This is a genomic window from Alloalcanivorax marinus (assembly GCF_016785095.1).
Taxonomy (GTDB): Bacteria; Pseudomonadota; Gammaproteobacteria; order Pseudomonadales; family Alcanivoracaceae; genus Alloalcanivorax; species Alloalcanivorax marinus_A.
The window spans coordinates 535,738-556,631 of record NZ_JAEKJB010000008.1 but is presented as its reverse complement, the minus strand read 5'-3'; the positions used below and the strand labels follow the sequence as shown (position 1 = coordinate 556,631).

Here is a 20,894-nt window from a genome sequence, read left to right as displayed (position 1 = left end):
CGGGAATGTACCATCGGGTTCGGGGGCTGTCCAGCCCGTGAAGCCAACCATTTGCGCTGGTCCCCACGGGGCTGGGCCGGTTACCGGTCCCGGTTCAGAGCGTGCTGTCCAGGAAGGCGGTGAGCTGGGACTTGGAAAGCGCGCCCACCTTGGTGGCTTCCACGTCGCCGTTCTTGAACACGGTCAGGGTGGGGATGCCACGTACGCCGTATTTCTTGGGCGTTTCCGGGTTGTCGTCGATGTTCAGCTTGGCGATGGTCAGCTTGTCCGCGTATTCGCCGGAGAGATCCTCCAGGATCGGCGCCACCATCTTGCACGGGCCGCACCAGGGCGCCCAGTAGTCCACCAGAACCGGGCCGTCGGCTTTCAGGACTTTCTCCTCGAAATCCGCGTCGGTCACGTTGATAATCTCGCCGCTCATTGAAATCTCCTGCTAGGCTCGCGGGATGTGGGGCACGCCATGCGATCATGGCAATGCAGAGGGTCATTAATATCAGGGTCTGGGGCGCGGATTTCAAGCGCGCCGGGCAATGGTGCCGACAGCGGCCGCCTATGGAGGCGCCGGCCGAATCCGCCGAGGAGGACGGTTTTGCGACAACCCGAACACATGGCCGCCATCGATCTGGGGTCGAACAGCTTCCACATGGTGGTGGCCCGCCAGGCCCAGGGCGAGGTGCGGATTCTGGAAAGCCTCTCCGAAAAAGTGCAGCTCGGCGCCGGTCTGACGCCGGATAATCAGTTGGACGCCGCGGCCCAGGAAAGGGCGCTGGAATGCCTGGGCCGCTTCGCTCAGCGGATCGCCGGCGTGCCCCAGGGCAATGTGCGCGTAGTGGGCACTAACACACTTCGCATGGCCCGTAATTCAAGCCGTTTTATCGCTCGCGCGGAGGCTCAGCTGGGCCACGATATCGAGGTGGTGGCGGGCCGCGAAGAGGCGCGCCTGATCTATCTGGGGGTGGCCCACAGCCTGGCCGATGACGCCGGCACCCGGCTGGTGGTGGACATTGGCGGTGGTTCCACGGAGCTGATCATCGGCGAGCGTTTCGAGGCCGCCGAAACCGAATCCCTGCACATGGGATGCGTCAGCTACGGGCAGCGTTTCTTCGCCGACGGGCGCATCACCGAGGCGGCTTTCCGCAAGGCGGTGACCGCCGCCCGCCAGGAAGTGTTATCCATCGAGACCAACTATCGCCGGCTCGGCTGGGCCCAGGCGGTGGGGGCTTCCGGCACCGTCAAGGCGATTGCCCAGGTGTGCGAGGAGAATGGCTGGAGCCAGGAAGGGGTCTCCCTGGAAGGGTTGGAGAAAGCACGCCGCAAGGTGATCAAGGCGGGTAGCGCGGAGGCTCTTTCGCTGAAAGGATTGCGCGAGGATCGCAAGCCGATCTTCGCCCCCGGCCTGGCGATCCTGCTTGGCATTTTCGAGCAATTGGGTCTCGCCCATATGCAGGTGTCCGGTGGTGCCCTGCGCGAGGGGCTGCTTTACGATCTGCTCGGGCGTTTCAGCCATGAGGACGTCCGTGAGCGCAGCATCCAGGCGATTCTCAACCGCTACCATGTGGAGCGCGCCCAGGCGGAACGGGTCTCCGCTACCGCCCGCCGGCTCTACGACCAGGTGGCCGCCGCCTGGGAGCTGGACGATGAAGGCGCCGCCGATACCCTGCGCTGGGGGGCGCTGCTCCATGAACTGGGGTTGGCGGTGTCACACAGCCAGTTTCACAAGCACGGGGCCTATCTGGTGACCCACTCGGACCTGCCCGGTTTCTCCCGGGAAGAGCAGCAGGCGGTGGCGTTGCTGGTGCGTGGCCACCGTCGCAAGCTGCCGTTGTCGTCCCTGGCCGAGGCGCCGGAAGATGAGCAGGCCCGCTGGTTGCGGCTCTGCCTGATCCTGCGGCTCGCCTGCCGCCTGCACCATGCCCGCAACGACGACCCGGTGCCGCCGATCACCCTGAGCGCGGACCCGCGCGCGCTGACGCTGGAGTTCCCGGCCGGCTGGCTGGAGAACCACCCGCTTACCCAGGCGGATCTGGAGCAGGAACAGGAGTATTTCCAGGCGGCGGATTACACTCTTACCGTGCTGTAGAGCCGCTCCTACAGGCTGGTTTGGCCGTCAGGCGCCCGCCAGGGCGCTGAGCAGGGCCTGCTGGGCCAGGAAGGGCGCTTCCCCTTCCGCCGGTTGCACGCGGCTGTAGCTGCCGTCGGCATTGAGCCGCCAGGCCTGGCCATTGTCGCGCAGATAGAAGCCAAGCCCTTGCTCCAGCACCTGCGCCTTGAGTGCCGGGTCGTTCACTGGAAAGCAGGTTTCCACCCGGTTGAACAGGTTGCGATCCATCCAGTCGGCGCTGGAGCAGTAGACCAGGTCGTCGCCGGCGTGGTGGAAATGGTAGATGCGGGTGTGCTCCAGGAAACGGCCGATGATGGAGCGCACGCGGATGTTTTCCGACAGGCCCGGGATGCCCGGCCGCAGGCAGCAGATGCCGCGCACGATCAGATCGATTTCCACCCCCGCCTGGCTGGCCCGGTACAGGGCCTGCATGATGTGCTCCTCGGTAAGGGAATTGAACTTGGCGATGATGCGCGCCGGCTTGCCGGCCCGGGCCTGCTCGGTCTCGAAATTGATCCACTGGATCAGGCTTGGATGCAGGGTGAACGGCGAGTGCTTGAGCTGCTTGAGCCGCGCCGCCTTGCCCATGCCGGTGAGCTCCTGAAAGATCTTGTGGACGTCCTGGCAGAGTCCCTTTTCGGCGGTCATCAAACCATAGTCCGTGTAAATCTTGGTGGTCTTGGTGTGGTAGTTGCCGGTGCCCACATGGGCATAGCGCTTGATGCCATCGCCGTCGCGGCGCACCACCAGCAGCATCTTGGCGTGAGTTTTGTAGCCCACCACCCCGTACACCACCATGGCGCCGGCTTCCTGCAGGCGCCGCGCGCCCTCGATGTTGGATTCCTCGTCGAAGCGCGCGCGCAGCTCCACCACGGCGGTCACTTCCTTGCCGTTGCGGGCGGCGGTTTCCAGGTGGTCGAGAATCTCGGAATTGGTGCCGGTGCGGTACAGGGTCTGCTTGATCGCCAATACCCTGGGGTCCCGGGCCGCCTCGGCGAGCAGGTTGACCACCGGTGAAAAACTCTCGAACGGGTGGTGCATCAGAATGTCGCCCTGATCAATGGCGTCGAAGATGCTCTCGGTCTTGCGCACCGCCGCCGGTATGCGAGGCGTGAAGGGCGGGTAATGCAGGCGTGGCCGGTTCACGCTGGTGAACATGCGCGCCAGGTTCACCGGGCCGTTCACTTCATAGGCGTCCTGCTCGGTCAGCTCGAATTGCTCCAGCAGGTAGTCGATCAGATGACGCGGGCAGTTGTCCGCTACTTCAAGCCGCACCTCATCGCCATAGCGGCGCGACAGCAGTTCCCCCTTGAGCGCGCTGGCCAGATCCTCGACGTCCTCGTCCACCTCCAGGTCCGCGTTGCGGGTCACCCGGAACTGGTAGCAGCCGGTGGACGACATGCCGGGGAACAGATCGCTGACATGGGCGTGGATCATCGACGACAGAAAGATGAAGTTGTCGTTGCCGTTTTCGCAGATGTGCTCCGGCAGACGGATCAGCCGAGGCAATGAACGTGGCGCCGGCACGATGGCCAGGCCCGTGGAGCGGCCGAAGGCGTCCTTGCCGTCCAGGGGCACGATGAAGTTGAGGCTCTTGTTCACCAGCCTCGGGAAGGGGTGAGCCGGGTCCAGCGCGATCGGTGTCAGCACCGGGTACACCTGCTCGCGGAAGTACTTCTTCACCCACTCCGCCTGCTGGGGTGTCCAATGTTCGCGGCGCAGGAAGTGCACGCCCTCCTCGGCCAGCGCCGGCAGCAGAATGTCCTGAAGAATGTGGTACTGGCGCTGCACCGCCTCATGGGTGACGCGGGCGATTTCGTCGAGGATCTCCTGGGCCAGCATGCCGTCCGGGCCGGGCTGTCCGGTACCCGTCTCCAGCCGGTTCTTCAGGCCCGCCACGCGGATCTCGAAGAATTCATCCATGTTGGAAGAGAAAATCAGCAGGAAGTTGAGCCGCTCCATCAGCGGGTGGTTCTCGTCCATCGCCTGCTCCAGCACCCGCAGATTGAACTGAAGCAGGCTCAATTCCCGATTGATGTAGTAATCCGGATTGTTCAGGTCGATGGCGTTGGGGTCGATGGCGATGTCGTTCATGGTCTCTTCCTGAAGCGGGCGCGGGGCCTCCCATTCCATGACATTGGTGTGACAGGGGTGTGACAGGGTGCCCGCCCGTCCCAGCTTACTCCCTTCGATCGCTGAGCGGGGAGAGGTGAGCGGGGCTTAACAATTGGTAACTGGTAAGTATAATGCGAACCATTATCATTACTTTTGCCTGATTCTGATTGTTCTGGAGCTCCCTGACCATGCTGGACTTCTTCTCTCCTGACGGGCGCCGGGTCGCCGGGTCCGTCGTTGCGCTCTGCGCGGCCCTTTGGGCCCCGGCCTCCCTGGCCCGGCAAAGCGGTACCCTGGCCCCGGTGGAAGTGGCCGACGAGGCCCCGGGCGACGATTACATTACCGCCGATGAACGCCCGCAGGCGGGTAAGCTGGACGTGCCGGCGGAGGAACAGCCGTTTGGTATCGAAGTGGTGGGCCAGGAGCTGATGCAGGATACCGGCGCGAAGAACATTCAGGACGCCCTGTTGTACAGCCCCGGGGTCCACAGCGGCAATTTCGGTTTCGACACCCGTGGCGACTCCGCCAAGGTGCGAGGCCTGAACCCGTCCTTTTATGTGGACGGCCTGCGCTATCTGTACGGTTCCTATAATTCCGTGCGCCCCAACATCTACGCGCTGGAAAGCATCGAGGTGCTCAAGGGGCCGTCGTCGGTGCTGTATGGCCAGTCGGAGCTGGGCGGCATCATCAACGCCGTTTCCAAGCTACCCAAGCCCGACCGTCAAGGTGAGCTGTGGGCCCAGGTGGGCTCCTACGATCGTAAACAGGTGGCAGCGGATATCACCGGGCCGCTGTCGGAGGACGGCAAGGTCCTGTACCGGTTGGTCGCCCTCAAACGGGACAGCGGTACCCAGGTGGATTATGTGGACGACGACGGCTATCTGTTCGCGCCCTCAATCACCTGGTTGCCCACCGACGACACCACCATCAGCCTGTTGCTGAACAGCCAGCAGGATAATGGCGCGGTCTCGGCGCAGTTCCTGCCGGCGGAAGGCACGCTGCTGCCCGGCCCCCTTGGCGATATCGGCTCGGAGACCTTCGTCGGCGAGCCGGACTGGGATCGCTATGACCGCAGCCGTGACGAAGTGACCTTGTTCGTGGATCACCGCATCGACGAGCAATGGGGCATCGCGTTCACCGGTCGTTACTCCGAGAGTGAAACCGAAACCCGTGAGCATTGGGCGGCGATCGGCGCGGCCCCCGCGGCGGACGGCACCATCAATCGTGTCATCTACATGGATGACAAGGGCACCGAAGTGACCAACTTCGATGTGCGCCTCAAAGGTGACATCGCGGTGGGTCCGACCCGCCATAAGCTGGCCATTGGCGTTGATCGTCAGGATGCGTTGTGGACCGAGGACAACGTCTTTTCCGGCGTGGGTACGCCCCTCAACGTGTATGACCCGGATTACGGTAACGTCAATTACGCCGTGCTCGATCCGGAGGACGCGGATGACAATGAACTGAAGCAGACCGGCGTCTATCTGATTGATCATATGGAAGTCGGCCGGGTGGTGGTCTCCGGCGCGCTGCGCTATGACGATACCACCAGTACCCAGCTGGGTACCGACGGCGTTGACACGGACAAGGACGACCACGCCACCACGGGACGGCTTGGTCTGATGTATCGCTTCGACTCCGGGCTCTCCCCGTACATCAGTTACTCAGAATCCTTCGTTCCCAACCTGGGTGTGTCCGGTGGCCAGACGCTGGACCCGACCACTGGTGAGCAGCGCGAAGCGGGGATCAAATACCTGTCCGAGGAGCTGGGGCTGGCGGTCACCGCCGCCTGGTTCGACATCGAGGAGACCAACCGGGTGATCGCGGGGGCTACCCCGCAAGAGGTGGACCAGACCGGCGCCACCGTGGACGGTTGGGAAATTGGCGTGAAGAAGCAGTTCGGTAATCTCAGTTTGCTCGCTAACTACACCAAGCTGGACGCCCAGCAGGATACCACCGGCAAACGCCTGCCGTTCGTGGCGGAGGAAGTGGCCTCGGCCTGGACCAAGTACGAGATGGAAAGTGGTCTGCGCTTTGGTGCCGGCGTGCGTTACCAGGGCTCCACGGTGGGCTACGACTACGGGACCGGCCCGGGGCCGGAAGTGCCTTCCGTGACGCTTTACGATGCCATGATCGGTTATGCCACCGGCCCCTGGGACTTCTCCATCACCGGTAAGAACCTGGCCGATAAAGAGTACGTGTCCTGGTGTCGGGGTGAATACGCCGATCAGGTCTATGACTGTGGTTATGGCGAGCGCCGCATGATTCTTGGCGACGTCCGCTACCGCTTCTAGGCCAGGTCCGTTTCGGGGACACTTTACTTCAGGAATACATAGGTGAGGCTGGCCTGCACCCGCGTGGCGTAGCCGGTTTCACCTTGCTGATCCCGATTGCGGCCGCGCAGCACTTCAATACCGGTGGTCAGACGGTCGTTGTAGTCCCACACCAGGTTGGCGGAGCCATAGCGGCTGGAGCGGAATTCATCGTCGGCGAGCAGGTCGTTGCGTTCCAGGCGCAGGTTGCCCGCCACCAAGGTGGTGCGCAGCCGGTCCGACCAGGGATGGGTAACGCCCAGGTAGCCGCCACTGGCGCGCAGCGGTTCCACGTCGCCTTCGCCATCCACCACCGCGTCGTAACCGCTGTCGCTGATGTCGCTCAGGTAATGGGCGAAGCCCTCGCCGGTATAGCCACCGAAGGAGAGCGTCTGGCCGCCGAGCGCCACGGTGCCGGTCAGTCCGGCGGCGGCGGCCAGCCGGCTGTCCGAGCCGTCGCTCAGGCGGCGCCCCACCAGGGACAGTTTCAGGTGGCCCCGGTCGTTCTCATTCTTGTAGGCCACCACCACGTCCGGGGCGTTGCTGTCGCCGCCGCCGCCATAAAGTTCGGTGTCCGGATCTTCCAGGGAGAACAGAAGGGCGTTGTGCTCGTCCAGGGGGTGACGGTATAGCACGCCGGCCTGCAGCCGGTAAGCGCTGGCACCGGGGCCCTCGTTGTCCAGGGTGTCCGGGAAAGCGTCGATGTCCATGAAGTTGCTGAAGCCATAGCCGGCGTAGAGTCGGCTTACCTGAAAGTAGGCGTGGCGCAGCTGCAGTTGATAGCCGTCGCTGTCACCGAACCAGTCCACCTCCAGGGCGCCCCGGGAGCCGCTGTCATGATCAATGACGTCCACGCCAATACGGCTTTGCTTGGCGTGGAACCCGAAGTGATCATCATCGCCGCCACCTCGGGTGGGAATGCTGGCGGTGACGAATTGGTCGCGGTTGCCGACAGCATGGAAGTCATAGATGCCGTCGAGCTTGATATAGCCATGGGCTTTGACTTCCACGCCGCTGTTGCCACCGGCGGTGGGCGGCCAGGCGGCGGAGCCGGACCCCAGCCGTGAGATGGTGTCGGCCCGGCCCGCCGGATTACGGGTGTTTTCCAGTTCCCGATCATCGATTTGTTGCTTGAGTTCCAGGACCTGCCGTTCCAGGTTTTCCAGGCGCAGGTTCAGATCCTCGTCGTCGGCGTGCGCCAGCGGCGTGGTGGCCAGGCCGGCCAGGGCGATCAGCGCGCCCAGACGAATCGTTTTATTCAAGGCCGGTTTCTCCCTGGGTGCTATCGGTGGCAGGGCGGCTGTCGGTGGAGTGCGCCGGGGACTCCATCACCGCTTCCCGACCTCTGATTTGCAAATTGTCATGGCGCCCCACGGACAGCCAGAACATCAGAGCCAGCGCCACCAGCGTCACGGTGAGGGTGAGATAACGCACCCAGTGAGGTGAAACGCCGCCGGGTGTTTTGCGCGCTTCCTCGATATCGTGCTGGCGGTTGAGCGCCAGCGCGTAGAACACGATGGTGGCGATCACGAAGATCAGCGACCAGCGGGTCTGTTCGCCATCGGAACCGATCAGCGCCAGCAGGCTGTAGGCCGCCGCGAACAGGATGATGATGGTGTACACCGTGTACTGGCGGTGCGGCATCTTCTTGTAGCCGAGCACCTTCAGGGCGATGGCGGAGTAGATGTAGGGCAGCAGGGTCATGATCACCGCCACCGAGGCGATCTTGCCGAATTGCTCGCTGGCGGTGGGGGACATGGTGGCCAATACTTGCAGGCTCATCAGAACGGCGACCAGCACCAGGCCAGCGGAGGGCACGCCCTTGGCATTGGTGCGCGCGAACAGGTTGCCGAACAGGCCGTCGTCGGCGGCGGCCTTGGCGGATTGCCCGACCAGCAGGGTCCAGCCGGCCAGCGAGCCAAGGCAGCCCAGCGCGGCGCACACCGCCACGATATTGGCGGCGGTATCGCCGAAGGCGATGCGCGCCGCGTCGGCGAAGGGGGCCGAGGAGCTGACCAGTTCCTGGTTCGGGATCATGCCCATGATCACCGAGGAACTGAGGATATAGGCCACCGACGCCAGAATGACGCCGCCCACCGTGGCGATGGGGATATTGCGGCGCGGATTCTTGACCACCGCCGCCGACACCGAGGCGCTTTCCACGCCAATGAACGCCCACAGCGTGAAGGTGAGCGTGGACATGATGGCGCTGCCCGAGCTCTTGCCGGACACGTTCCAGCCGGACGTGAAGGTATGCCCGTCAAACCAGAACCAGCCCAGCAGTGCCGTGGCCAGAATCGGAAACAGCGCCAGCATGGTGGTCATGGACTGCACCCGGCCGACCATTTTCGGGCCGAGAATATTGAAGTAGGTGAACAGCCAGATCACCGCGATCTGAGCGATGGCGAAGATCAGCGGGTTTTGTAGTGATGGGAAGAACCCGGACAGATACCCCAGGCCGGCGGTGGCCAGGGCCACGTTGCCCACCACATTGGCCAGCCAGTAGATCAGGTTGGTCTGATAACCCATGTAATTGCCGAACGCCTTGCGGGCATAGGCATAGGGCCCGCCCGCGGCGGGGTCGAGAATCGCCAGCTTCGCGAATACCAGCGCCAGGGCCACGGCGCCGCTCAGGGTGATCAGCCAGCCCACCACGGAGATGCTCCCCACGCTGGCCAGGTTGGCGGGCAGCATGAAGATGCCCGAGCCCATCATATTGCCCGCCACCATCAGGGTGACCGGCAGCAAACCGATCTTGTTGTCTTCGGCTACGCTCATGGCCGCTCCCCGCTCAGTCGTTCTTGATGCAGTACAGGTGATAGGTGCCGTCGATGACCTCGACGCCATGGTTGTCGTGCTCAAAGCCCGGGAAGCGGCGGTCGAATTCCTGCAGTGCGTTCAGGTAGCCGAGCACCGGGCCCTCCGCCGGGCCGGCGTTTTCGCCGGGCATCAGCAGCGGAATGCCCGGCGGGTAAGGCACCACGCCGGTGGCCAGGGTGCGGCCGGCCAGGGCGGAAAGCGGCAATTGCTCAACCTGGCCCTGCACCAGTTTTTCGTAGGCCCGCACCGGTGACAGGTCGGGGCTGGGCAGCACCGAGAAACTCTCGCTCATCAGCGCGGTGGTGCGCAGCGCCGCCATGGCATCGAACATGGACACCGCCAGCGTGCGCAGCCCCTGGTCCGGGTTCAGACCATGGCGGTCGGCGAAGCCGGGCATGCAGCGATGCACAGGCGCGTTGGCGTCGAAATCCCTTTTAAAGGCCATCAGGGCGTTGATCAGGGTGCCCCACTTGCCTTTGGTGATGCCGATGGAAAACAGGAACAGGATAGTGAAGTCGGTGGTTTTCTCGACCACGATGCCCCGTTCATCCAGATAGGCGCTGACCACCGCGGCGGGAATGCCGGAGGCCTTCAGCTTGCCGTCGAAGCCCATGCCCGGCGTGGTGATGGACACCTTGACCGGGTCGAGCATGCAGTAATCCGCCTCCAGATTCTTGAAGCCGTGCCAGCGCTCGCCGGGGTTCAGGGTCCAGCATTCAGGCGTGCCGGCGAGCAGCTCCAGGGGGGCCTCGTGGAAGAGGTAGCGTTCCTTGCTCATCGGGTCGGTGGCGGTTTCCGGCTGCCAGACGCCGAAAAACCATTGCCCTTTCTCATCGTATTCCGTGTTCAGGCGCGCCATCACCTGGCGGAATGCCACCGCCTCGCGGATCGCGTCGCCGGTGAGCCGTTCACCGCCGGGGCCGTCCATCATGCCGGCGCTGACGTCGTTGGAGGCGATGATGCTGTACAGCGGCGAGGTGGACGCGTGCATCATGAAGGCTTCGTTGAAGCGGCTGTGTTCGATCGGGCGGCGACCATCCCGGATATGGATCATCGAGGCCTGGGACAGGGCCGCCAGTAGTTTGTGCGTGGACTGGGTGGCGAACAGGGTGGGTTTGTCGCCACGGTCCTCGCCAGGCTCGCCGTGCATGGCATAACGCTCGCGATAAATCGGATTGAAGCGGGCATAGCCGTACCAGGCTTCATCGAAATGCAGACGGTCGACGCTCTTTCCGAGCAACTCCTCCACTCGGGAAACCTTGTAGCAGAGGCCGTCATAGGTGGAGTTGGTGATCACCGCGTGCACCGGATCGCTGTTCTGGAGCCCCCGGCACAGCGGGCTGGTGGCGATGTCGTCGCGAATCGCCTCGGGCGCCAGCCGTTCCGGCGGGATCGGGCCGATCAGGCCGTAGTGATTGCGGATCGGAACCAGATAGGACGGTACCGCGCCGGACAGAGTAATCGCGTGCTCCACGGATTTGTGGCAGTTGCGATCGCACAGAACGACCTGGTCGCGGGTCGCGGAGGCCATCAGGATTACCCGGTTGGAGGTCGAGGAGCCGTTGGTCACGTAGTAGGTCCGATCGGCGCCGAACACCCTGGCCGCGTAGCGCTCGCCGGCGCCGATGGGGCCGCTGTGATCGAGCAACGAACCCATCTCGCCCACCGAGATGGAGAGATCCGAGCGCAGCATGTTTTCGCCGTAGAACTCGAAAAAGGCGCGCCCCACCGGTGCCTTCAGAAAGGCGGCGCCGCCGTGGTGGCCAGGTGTATGCCAGGAATATTCATGGACCCGGGAGAAGCGCACCAGGGCGTCGAACATGGGCGGCAGCACATGCTGCCGATAGCGTTCGATGGCCGCCAGGATGCGACCGCCAATAAAGGATGGGGTGTCTTCCATCAGCCAGATGTAGTCGCTGGCCATCTCCATGGCACGCATGGGAATGGTCTTCGCGGTTTCCCGGCTGGCGAGCAGGAAGGCGGGCACGTCGGCGCTACGCTCGCGCAGGGCCGACAGCACCTCCAGAGCGCCATGATGGGTATGGACGCCGGGCAGGCTCCAACTGGTCAGCACGCATTGAATGGCGGGTTCCGCGGTGAGCATGGCCACGGCGTCCTCGCTGTTGAGGGCGGTGACCACGGTCACGTCGCGGCGTTCCAGGTCCTCGATCAGGGCCGAGATGGCGTGGCCGGCGGAATTATCGGCGTGGCAATCCTGGCTGGCGATCAGGACCAGAATACCAAGGGGTTGGCGTTCAAGAGCGGACGGCATCGGGGGCTCCTTGCGGGCGGGGGTCCGTAATCAGTAACGCCCCGATGTAACGGGGTTATGAAAAATTATATGAATCAGTCAACTTGGTTGTCTTGATGCGGATCACGAAACCGCTGGCGATGCCCGGGCCGGTCAGGCCCGGGGCGAACAGCAAGGAAAGGAGGGAGGGAAGAAGGAAAGGAGGAGGGTCAGTCGCGCTGGTTGAGCTTGAGCGCGGCGGCTTTCGCGAAGTAGGTAAGAATGCCGTCGGCGCCGGCGCGCTTGAAGGCCAGCAGGGATTCCATCATCACCTTGTCCTGGTCCAGCCAGCCATTCTGGAACGCGGCCATGTGCATGGCGTACTCGCCGCTCACCTGGTAGGCGTACACCGGCACGCGGAATTCATCCTTTACCCGGCGCACCACGTCCAGGTAGGGCATGCCCGGTTTCACCATCACCACGTCGGCGCCCTCGGCCAGATCCAGGCCGATCTCGTGTAGGGCCTCATCGGAGTTGCCCGGGTCCATTTGGTAGGTGGTCTTGTCCGCCTTGCCCAGGTTGCCGGCGGAGCCCACCGCGTCGCGGAACGGGCCATAGTAAGCCGAGGCGTATTTGGCGGAGTAGGCCATGATGCGGGTCAGGATGTGGCCCTGCTCCTCGAGCGCCTCACGGATGGCGCCGATGCGACCGTCCATCATGTCCGAGGGAGCGACCATGTCGGCGCCGGCGTCGGCGTGGGACAGCGCCTGTTTGACCAGGGCGGTGACGGTGGCTTCGTTGAGCACGTAGCCCTGGTCATCGAGGATGCCGTCCTGGCCATGGGTGGTGAACGGGTCCAGGGCCACGTCGGTGATCACGCCCATTTCCGGCACCGCCGCCTTGATCGCGCGGGTGGCGCGCTGGGCCAGCCCTTCCGGGTTCCAGGCTTCGGCGGCGTCCAGGCTTTTGACTTCCGGCGGCGTCACCGGAAACAGGGCCATGGCGGGCACGCCGAGACCGGCCAGTTGTCGTGCTTCCTCCACCAGCAGGTCGATGCTCATGCGCTCCACGCCGGGCATGGAGGGCACCGCTTCGGTGCGTTGCTCGCCGTCGAGCACGAACACGGGATAGATCAGGTCGTCCACGGTGAGGGTGTTTTCCCGCATCAGGCGGCGGGAGAAGTCGTCCTTGCGCATGCGGCGCATACGCGTGGCCGGCCAGGGGGCGCGGTGGTAAGACATGGGCCGAACCTCTCGGTAGGAAGCGATGAAAGAATTGGGAAACGAAGTTTACCAAGTCGGCGCCGGGATGGGAAAAGGGTGCTTGGGCGGCGCCTAAATCCCGTTCGCCGCGATGATGGCCTCGGCGATGCTGGCGATGCTCTGTTTGCTGCGCATGGATTTCTCGCGGATGCGCTTGTAAGCGTCGGCCTCCGAGATGGAGCGGCTTTCCGAGATGATCTGCACCGCTTGCTCGATCTTGCGGCGGGCTTTCAGGGTTTCGTCCAGCGAAGCGACCCGCTTGTTCAGCCGTGCTTCATGGCGGGCCAGGCTGATGGCGGTGGTCAGGGCGGCGAGCACGCCGAACAGCCGGATCGGTTTGGAAAGCACGCCATGGACGTGAAGGCGTTCCAGTTCCTCGAGAATTTCCGGGGTTTCAAAGGCGATGATGCCAATGCGGGCGATGTCCTTGGAGGTCGCCATCCAGGACAGCGCGCCCTCATCGTGAATCCGGTTCACCAGGAACAGCACCACGTCCGTCTTTTCGGGAAGCGAGGAGGGCGCCGGCCACATGCTGTCCACCCGGCAGCCGATTCGACGCAGGTGCGCGAGAAAGTTTTCCCGCTCACTATCGTCCGGATGGATCACGAGTACCTGCATGCGCCGCAAGCGGCGCAGCAGTGTCTCGCTGCGAAAAGAGAAATCGTCGCTCATGTGGCACCCGGTTCCATGACGGATCGATCATAACCGACCAGGTACGGGTCCGGTCGAATGGCGCCGTCGCCGCGCCACAGGATGTCGAAGGTCCCGTCCGCGGTGGCGCGGCCGATCAACGGGCGGATCGAGACGTGGTTGGTGTCGGCGTCCACGAACAGATCTCCGGCGGGTCCCTTCGAGACCGCGCCGGAAAGGGACGACAACAGCGCGTCGGTGTCGTCGCCGCCGGCCTGGCGCACGGCGGCGGCGAACAGATGGACCTGGGAATAGCACACCTCGGAGTAGGAACTCGGTGCTTCATCCTTGCCGTAACGCTGTTGGTAGGCGGCGCGAAAGGCGCTGTTCGCCGGGTTGGTCAGGGTCGAGAAATAGGCGGTTACCGAGATGTGGCCGCGCCGGGCTTGTGGCTGCATGCGCCGGAGTTCCGATTCCGTGGTGGTCAGCGAGGCGATCGGCAGGCGCTCGCCGCTGAAACCTTGGCGGGAGAACGCGTCGTAGAGTGAGATGCTGTCTTCGCCGACCACGGTGGAGATGATGGCGTCCGCGCCGCCATCATGCAGCGCCGAGAGCACCACGCCAAAATGGTCCTCGCTGGCACCGATGGGCACGTAGCTTTCCTGGACCACCTCGCCGCCGCTCTCGCCGAGAAACTCGTTGACGATACGGTTCACCTCCCGGGCGTAGAGCGTGTCCGAGCCGATCAGGGCAATGCGCCGTCCCTGATTCTGGAAAAGGTACTCAAGCATGGGCAAAACCACCTGGTTGGGCACCGCGCCTCCGTACACGACATTGGGTGAATACTCGAACCCTTCGTAAACCGAAGGATAGAACAAAATGCCGTTGAAGCGCTCGATCACCGGCAGCACCGCCTTGCGGCTGGCCGACAGGCAGGCGCCGAAGATCACGTTGACCCGGTGCTGCACCAGCAATTCGGTGGCGAGCGCCGCGTATTTCTCGTCGGAGCCGGCGGGATCAAGAATCACCGGCTCCAGCTTCCGGCCCGCCACGCCGCCGGCATCGTTGATCTCCTCGCATGCAAGGATTATGCCCTTGAGATGGGCGTTTTCCGTCACGGCCATCGGCCCTGATTGAGAAAACAGAACACCAATTCCCAATCGATCCGCGCTCACGATACCTCCTTACCATTGATCCGTTCGTTCAGCAGGCCGGCGATCGCCAGCAGTTCCTCGTCCTTGCCCGGGCGACCCATGAGCATCATGCCCACGGGCAGGGCGGAGGCCGGGTTCGGCACCGGCAACGTCACGCAGGGCAGCCCGGAAAGATTACCGAGCCAGCAGAACCAGGTCATGCTGTCCTGGGTGGTCACCCGCCGCCCGCCGAAGCTCTGCCACTCTTCCCCGACCATCGGCGCGGTCACCGGCAGCGTTGGCAGGACCAGGGCATCCCATTCGCCGAGCCGGTTCAACAGCAAGCTGGTGAAGTGGGCGCGGATCGACTGGGCATTCAGGTATTCCCGTCCGGAGAGCTGTTTCCCCGCCTCAAGATGGGCCCGGGTGACGGCGCCGAAGCCTTCCGGATGATCGGCCAGACGCCGGGTATGGTAGGCGGTGGCTTCACAATGCAGGATCGCTTCCCAGGCGGAGAAGTAACTGTCCATCTGCTCAAGCTCAACGGTGGGCACCGGCAGGCCGGTGGCGTTGAGTGCCCCGACAAGGGCCGCCCGCACTTCATCGGACCGTTCCAGGCCGGCCCCGTCCAGAGCGATCAGCGCCGGCGCTTCGGCAATGGGGGGGCCGGGGTCGCGCATCGCGACGGCCCCGAAAGTGGAAGGGTCGCGACGATCCTCGCCCAGGAAGAAGGGCAACAGCAATTCCAGATCGCGCAATGTCCGGCCCAGCGGCCCGGGTGCATCCAGGGACCAGCTCAGTGGCAGTACGCCGTTGCGCGACGCCCGGCCATAGCCCGGCTTGAAGCCGTATACCCCGCAGGCCGCCGCCGGAATGCGGATCGAGCCTCCGGTATCACTGCCGAGGGCGGCACCCACGATGCCCGCCGCCACCGCTGCCGCCGAGCCGCCGCTGCTGCCGCCGGTGATGCGGCGCCGGTCGCGCGGGTTCAGGGTCTGGCCGATGGCGGACAGGCTGTTGGTCGCGCCATAGGCCCACTCATGCATGTTGGTCTTGCCGAAAATAACGGCGCCGGCGTCACGTAACCGGGCGACCACCGTGGCGTCCCGGGGGCGCGCGCCGGGCAGCGCCCGGGAGCAGGCGGTGGTGGGAAAGTCCCGGGTCAGGTAGTTGTCCTTGACCGCGATCGGGACCCCGTCGATGGGGCTCAGTGGCCGGCCGGCCTGGCGGCGATCCGTGGCCGCCGTGGCCTGGGCCATGATCGTTGTCGGATCGAGAGCCACGAAAGCATTCAGAGCCGCCTGTTGCTCCGCTCTTTGCAAGGCGTCTTGCGCCAGGGTAGCGGGCGTGACCGTGCCGGCGGCCAGAGCGGCGGCCTGCGCGGAAAGGCTTTCAAGCGCGTTTGTCATCGAAGGCCTCCGGCTTGAAGGTGTGGGCGGGTTCCTGGGGCCGCGTGGCGCGGAACCGGGCGAGGCCGCCGCGAATACGCTTCAGAGTGGCGTCGATCCGGTTTTGCTGATCCTGGGAAAGGGGGACGGTGCGTTTCATCTCATACCCCCAGCAGTTCTTGTTGAAGTGCTTTGTCGCGCTCCAGGGTGGCGCGGTCGGTCTCCATCCGGATCGCCCCCTTTTCCATTACATAGGCGCGGTTGGCGATGGAGAGGCAGAAGTCGAGATCCTGTTCCGCCACCAGCATGGCGATGCCGCGTTCAATGTTGATGCGTTTAAGAACGCCGGCGATCTCATCGACGATCGAGGGCTGCACCCCTTCGGTGGGTTCGTCCAGCAGCAGTACCGTGGGCCGGATCGCCAGTGCCCGGGCCAGAGCCAGCACCTGCTGCTGGCCCCCGGAAAGGCCGCCGGCCAGATCGTGGACCTTGGGCTTGAGCATCGGGAAGTAGGTCAGCGCCTCCTCGACGGCCTCCTTGCCGTTGTGACCATTGCTTTCCGCGGCGACGGCGATGTTCTCCAGCGCCGTCATGCGAGGAAACACAAAGCGCCCCTGGGGTACGTACCCGAGGCCGTGCCGGGCCCGCCGGGCGGGTGCCGCGGGCGCGGCCAGGCCATCGATTTCCACCGTCCCGGCGATGGCCGGAATAAGCCCGGTGGCATAGCGCATCAGAGTCGATTTACCGACCCCGTTGCGGCCCAGCAGGGCGACCACGTCACCGCTGCCCACGTACAGGGATACATCCCGGATAATGATGGTCTTGCCGTAGCCGCCGGTGGCGTTCGAAATCCTAAACATGTTCCCGCCTCCCTAGATAAATATCGAGAACCCGCTCGTCTTCGCGCAGCGTGTCGATGTCGCCTTGCGCGAACAGCCTGCCTTGATGGAGCACGGTGACCTGCCCCTCCAGGGTGCGCACGAACTCCATGTCGTGTTCAACGACGATGACGGTGGTGAACCTGGCCAGGATGCGCACCAGGGTGGACAGTTCCCGGGTTTCCTCCTTGGTCATGCCCGCCGCGGGTTCGTCCAACAGAACGACCCGGGGCGCCAGGCACAGCACCATGCCGATATCGAGCCATTGCTGCTGGCCATGGGACAGCACCGAAGCCCGTACCTCCGCTTGCGCCTCCAGGCCCAGCATGGAGAGCACCCGGGCGGCGATGCCGTTGGCGCGCTGGCGGTGTCGGACCCGCGAATAGGCGGCTACCCAGAGGTTCTCCCGCACCGACAGTTCGCCGAACACCTGGGGCTTCTGGTTCTTGACGCCCATGCCCGCGCGTACCCGTTGAAAGATAGGCGCGCGCGTCACATCCCGGTCGCCGATAAGAACCCGTCCGCCTTCCGGCCGGTAAACACCGACGCAGGTCTTCAGGAACGAGCTCTTGCCCGCCCCGTTCGGGCCGATCAGGGAGAACGGCTGCCCGGGAATGAACGCCAGTGATACCTCGTTGACGGGAATGACGCCGCCGAAGCGCTTGAACAACGTCTCGGCACGCAGTGATTTGGCGGGGCCGGCCTGCGCTTCGGCCTCGGACAGAATGTCCGCCAGCTCATCCGGATCGATGGATACCGCGCCGGCGCCACGGGCGGCCTCGTTGGGGTCCGGCAGCCGCGACCGCCACAGGTCGCCCAGTCCGCCGAGCACGCCTTTCTTGAGGAACAGAACCAGGCCGATCAACACCACGCCGAGGATCAGCGTGGTCTGGCCGCCCACGGCGCCGCCACCCAACCAGAAGGACAGGCCACCGATGAGCGTGGCGCCGACGAACGGGCCCGCCAGGGTGCCGAGCCCACCGACCAGTACGTAGATGGGGACCAGCAGAGCTTCCTGCACCGAGAAAATCGACGGGTTCAGATAGTTGGACCAGCCGCCGAACAAGGCCCCGGCCAGTCCGGCAAGCAGGCCGGACCAGGCGAAGTTGAGCACTTGATAACGGCGCACGTCATAGCCGAGCAGCTCCGTCTTTTCGATGTCGAGACGAATGCTGTCGATGATCTTGCCGAACGTGCCGGTCATCAGCCGTTGGGTGGCGAAGTACGCAAGCGCCGCCACCAGCACCACGAACATAAGCGCGCCGGCCGGTTCCAGTGCCTCGGCACCGGCGCCGAAGCCCGGGATATAGCCGGGAATATTCGACATGCCGTTGTCGCCGCCGATCACGGCGCTGCCGGCGTCAAGCTTGAACGACTGGCTCACCGACCAGAGCAGCAGCGTGAAGGTATAGGACAGGATCGTGCTCTGCAGGGCGCCCATGCGCGCATAGAAAATAATCCAACCCAGAGCGCCGGCGATCAACGCGCCGAACAGGGCGCCGGCGGGCAGACTCCAAAGCAGGGAGTGGCCGGTGACCGCCGACAGGTTGATGGCCACCACGCTGCCGAAGTAGCCGCCAAGACCATAAAACGCGGTCTGCGCCAGGCTGAGGAAACCTCCCCGGCCCCACACCACGTCGAGGCTCAGCCCGAGCAGGCCGAAGATCACCCAGGAGGTGGCCACGTAGGCGAGGTAGGGATCAATGATTCGCGCCAGTCCCAGAGCGAGGATGGCGGCGATGAACGGGAAAATGGTTCCCGCCCGATGGTGGATAGCGTTCGAATATGACATGACCTCACCTCACAGTTTGCGGCGCCACTTGGCCGAGATCCCAAGCGGATAAAGCCAGAGGAGAGCGGCGGTGATCAGGAAGAAGAAAATGTCTCCGGCCACGGAGGTAAGGAAGCTGGCGGTGATCGAGGCCCCGCCGCCGAGCCCGATGGCGGTGAGCACGGAGCCGGTCAGAGTCACCGGGCCGGCGACCACCACGGTCAGGAACGCCTTGATGACAAAGGAAAAGCCCATGGAGGGCGTGGCGGGGACAATGGGCAGAAGTACAGCGCCGGCGAAACCGGCAAGACCACAGCCAATCGAGAAGGTGAGCGTGTTCACCCGGGTCGATTCGATGCCGATGGCCTGGGCCATTTCCGGCTGCTGAATCGATGCGCGCGCCTTCATCCCATAGACCGTGCGGGTCATCAGGAAATAGACGAACAGGCCCATCAGGGCGGCCACGCCGATCATCAGCAAGGGGTAGCCCGCCAGGCTGTAATCACCGATCTGGATATTGGATTGTGGCATGCCGATACCGGGGGTCACGGTGCCGAAGATCATCACCGCCAGTTGGTAAAAGACGATGCTGATGCCCCAGGTGGCCAGCATGGTGTCGAAGATGCGCCCATACAGGCGCTTGATGATGAGAACCTCGACCAGGGCGCCGATCGCCATGGTTACGGCGACCGCGATGGGAATCGCGAGCACGAAAGGCACGCCCATCTGCGTCGCGGTCAGCGCCGAGTAGGCGCCGATCATGAGGAACTCCCCGTGGGCGAGGTTGATCACGCCCATCAGCCCGAACACCACGGCCAGACCGATGGTGGCGATAAGCAGAATGGACGCGCTGGAAAGCGACGACAGGATAACCGTCGCCAGATAGTCGATATCCATGAAAATCTCCTGAAAAATGGACGCTTGTCTTGGCGGTCAGTCCGCTTCAGGAGAGAAGTGCTCGACCAGATCGGGATCGGCGATCAGATCGCATTTCTCGTTTTCATAGAACGGCGCCACGCTCGGGAAGGTTTCGAGAATGGTGAAGTCGTGCTTGTCGTTACCCCGCGCGATGTAGATGTTCTGACGCAGGTGATGGGAGCCGGGCTCCAGCTTGACCGTGCCGTTGGGGGCCTCGAAGGTGAGGCCGCTCTCCAGGGCTTCGATAACCGCGTCGGAATCGGCGCTGCCGGCTTTTTCCACCGCTTTCGCCCATAGGTTCACCGCATTCCAGACCGCCACCGCGCCGGAGGTCAGCGGTGCCTTGATGGGATGCCGTTGTTTCCACAGTTCAATGAAGTCACGGTTGGTGGGGTTGTCCACGGCCATGTAGTAACCCTGATTGGATATGATGCCATCGCCGGCCCGTGGTGAGACCACGACCTGCTGGTTCCCGGAACCGTAGTTGCTGGAAACGATGCCGATGGAGTCCTTCAGGCCGGCGGCGGAAAACTGCTCAAGAAAGCCGGTCTGGTTGGAGCCGACCGGCAGGGCGACCACGAAATCGGGTTTGGAGGCCTGTATCTTCTGGATCGTCGGGGTGAAGTCGGTGACGGTGAGGGCGAGGAAATCCTGGCCGACCACCTGGGCGCCAAGCGAACGGGCATACTCATGCACCCAGTGCGCGGAGATGGTTCCGAAATTGTAGTCCGGCGCCATGATATAGATGCGCTTGCCGTACTCCTTCACGGCCCACTCGATCAGCACCGAAAGCTGCTGGGAGGCGGATGTGCCGGTGACGAAGGTCTGTTTGTCGCAGGCGCCACCTTCGTACAGCGAGGCGTAAAAATAAGGGATGTCGGCTTTGCGGATGATCGGGCGTATGGCTTCCCGGGAAGAGCTGGTCAAACCGGCGAACAGGGCGTCCACCTTGTCGCGCAGGATGGCGGTGTGGGTGAACTGGGTATACTTGCTCAGCTCGGACTGAGCATCATAGCTCACCACTTTCACGGGCTCGCCGAGCAGTCCGCCGTTTTCATTGATGTTGTCCACGGCCAGTTCGAGAGCGCGCTGCTGCTCGATACCGTAAATGTTCAACGGACCGGTGACATCGAAGATGGCGCCGATTCGGGTTTCAGCCTGCGTGGCGTGGGCCGCCATCAGGGCAATGGCCGCGATGCCGTAACGAAGGAACGGAAGGGTTTTCATTGTGGGTGTCCTCTCTTTTTTTGCTGAGAGCCGGACACCAGATCAGGAATGCGAAAAATACATAGCGGGGCAACCAAGACATGATGTCCAGCTACGTCGCTTGTATTTT

Annotated in this window: 16 protein-coding genes; 2 read left to right on the top strand and 14 right to left on the bottom strand. The window is 63.8% G+C overall.

Annotated features, from left to right (window positions below; genetic code table 11):
- Window positions 1–94: 94 nt before the first annotated feature.
- Window positions 95–421 (bottom strand): thioredoxin TrxA, encoded by a 327-nt coding sequence (trxA, locus tag JF515_RS09580; RefSeq protein WP_161386184.1) that lies wholly within the window; start codon window positions 419–421, stop codon window positions 95–97.
- 186 nt (window positions 422–607) lie between these two features.
- On the opposite strand from trxA, the gene ppx reads away from it, so the two are divergent.
- Window positions 608–2,080, top strand: a complete 1,473-nt coding sequence (gene ppx, locus JF515_RS09575) for an exopolyphosphatase (RefSeq protein WP_425305604.1) — start codon at window positions 608–610, stop codon at window positions 2,078–2,080.
- A 27-nt stretch (window positions 2,081–2,107) separates the two neighbouring features.
- Here ppx and ppk1 read toward each other — a convergent pair whose 3' ends face one another.
- Complete coding sequence (gene ppk1 / locus JF515_RS09570; RefSeq protein ID WP_203103590.1) at window positions 2,108–4,195, bottom strand: polyphosphate kinase 1; 2,088 nt, start codon at window positions 4,193–4,195, stop codon at window positions 2,108–2,110.
- 209 nt (window positions 4,196–4,404) lie between these two features.
- On the opposite strand from ppk1, the gene JF515_RS09565 reads away from it, so the two are divergent.
- On the top strand, window positions 4,405–6,510 hold the full coding sequence (locus JF515_RS09565; protein WP_203103588.1) for a TonB-dependent siderophore receptor: 2,106 nt from the start codon (window positions 4,405–4,407) through the stop codon (window positions 6,508–6,510).
- A 23-nt stretch (window positions 6,511–6,533) separates the two neighbouring features.
- Here the strand turns inward: JF515_RS09565 and JF515_RS09560 are convergent, their stop codons facing one another.
- From JF515_RS09560 to JF515_RS09505, 12 genes are all read right to left on the bottom strand, one after another.
- On the bottom strand, window positions 6,534–7,790 hold the full coding sequence (locus JF515_RS09560) for a DcaP family trimeric outer membrane transporter (protein ID WP_203103586.1): 1,257 nt from the start codon (window positions 7,788–7,790) through the stop codon (window positions 6,534–6,536).
- Window positions 7,783–9,306 (bottom strand): arginine/agmatine antiporter, encoded by a 1,524-nt coding sequence (adiC, locus tag JF515_RS09555; protein ID WP_203103584.1) that lies wholly within the window; start codon window positions 9,304–9,306, stop codon window positions 7,783–7,785. The genes JF515_RS09560 and adiC overlap by 8 nt, the downstream gene beginning before the upstream one ends.
- 13 nt (window positions 9,307–9,319) lie before the next feature.
- Window positions 9,320–11,620 (bottom strand): Orn/Lys/Arg decarboxylase N-terminal domain-containing protein, encoded by a 2,301-nt coding sequence (locus JF515_RS09550; protein ID WP_203103582.1) that lies wholly within the window; start codon window positions 11,618–11,620, stop codon window positions 9,320–9,322.
- 188 nt (window positions 11,621–11,808) lie between these two features.
- Entirely contained in the window at window positions 11,809–12,819 is a 1,011-nt protein-coding gene (gene hemB, locus JF515_RS09545) for a porphobilinogen synthase (RefSeq protein ID WP_203103580.1), read from the bottom strand.
- A 93-nt stretch (window positions 12,820–12,912) separates the two neighbouring features.
- Window positions 12,913–13,512: an ANTAR domain-containing response regulator gene (locus JF515_RS09540; RefSeq protein ID WP_203103578.1), complete on the bottom strand. Its 600-nt coding sequence runs from the start codon at window positions 13,510–13,512 to the stop codon at window positions 12,913–12,915.
- The gene (locus JF515_RS09535; RefSeq protein ID WP_203103576.1) at window positions 13,509–14,645 is read right to left on the bottom strand and encodes a transporter substrate-binding protein; all 1,137 of its coding nucleotides are present in this window, start codon (window positions 14,643–14,645) and stop codon (window positions 13,509–13,511) included. Before JF515_RS09535 ends, JF515_RS09540 begins: the two co-directional genes overlap by 4 nt.
- The gene (locus JF515_RS09530; protein ID WP_203103574.1) at window positions 14,642–16,012 is read right to left on the bottom strand and encodes an amidase; all 1,371 of its coding nucleotides are present in this window, start codon (window positions 16,010–16,012) and stop codon (window positions 14,642–14,644) included. Before JF515_RS09530 ends, JF515_RS09535 begins: the two co-directional genes overlap by 4 nt.
- The gene (locus JF515_RS09525) at window positions 15,996–16,151 is read right to left on the bottom strand and encodes a hypothetical protein (protein WP_203103572.1); all 156 of its coding nucleotides are present in this window, start codon (window positions 16,149–16,151) and stop codon (window positions 15,996–15,998) included. The genes JF515_RS09530 and JF515_RS09525 overlap by 17 nt, the downstream gene beginning before the upstream one ends.
- A 1-nt stretch (window position 16,152) precedes the next feature.
- Window positions 16,153–16,851 carry an ABC transporter ATP-binding protein gene (locus JF515_RS09520; RefSeq protein ID WP_203103570.1) on the bottom strand — a complete coding sequence of 233 codons (699 nt, stop codon included), beginning with the start codon at window positions 16,849–16,851 and terminating at the stop codon, window positions 16,153–16,155.
- A complete protein-coding gene (locus JF515_RS09515) occupies window positions 16,844–18,661 on the bottom strand; it encodes an ABC transporter permease subunit (protein ID WP_203103568.1) in 1,818 nt (605 codons plus the stop codon). Before JF515_RS09515 ends, JF515_RS09520 begins: the two co-directional genes overlap by 8 nt.
- 9 nt (window positions 18,662–18,670) lie before the next feature.
- Window positions 18,671–19,537 carry a branched-chain amino acid ABC transporter permease gene (locus JF515_RS09510; protein WP_203103566.1) on the bottom strand — a complete coding sequence of 289 codons (867 nt, stop codon included), beginning with the start codon at window positions 19,535–19,537 and terminating at the stop codon, window positions 18,671–18,673.
- A 36-nt stretch (window positions 19,538–19,573) separates the two neighbouring features.
- Window positions 19,574–20,785, bottom strand: coding sequence for an ABC transporter substrate-binding protein (locus tag JF515_RS09505; RefSeq protein WP_238400951.1), 1,212 nt, complete (start codon window positions 20,783–20,785; stop codon window positions 19,574–19,576).
- Between the last annotated feature and the right edge of the window lie 109 nt (window positions 20,786–20,894).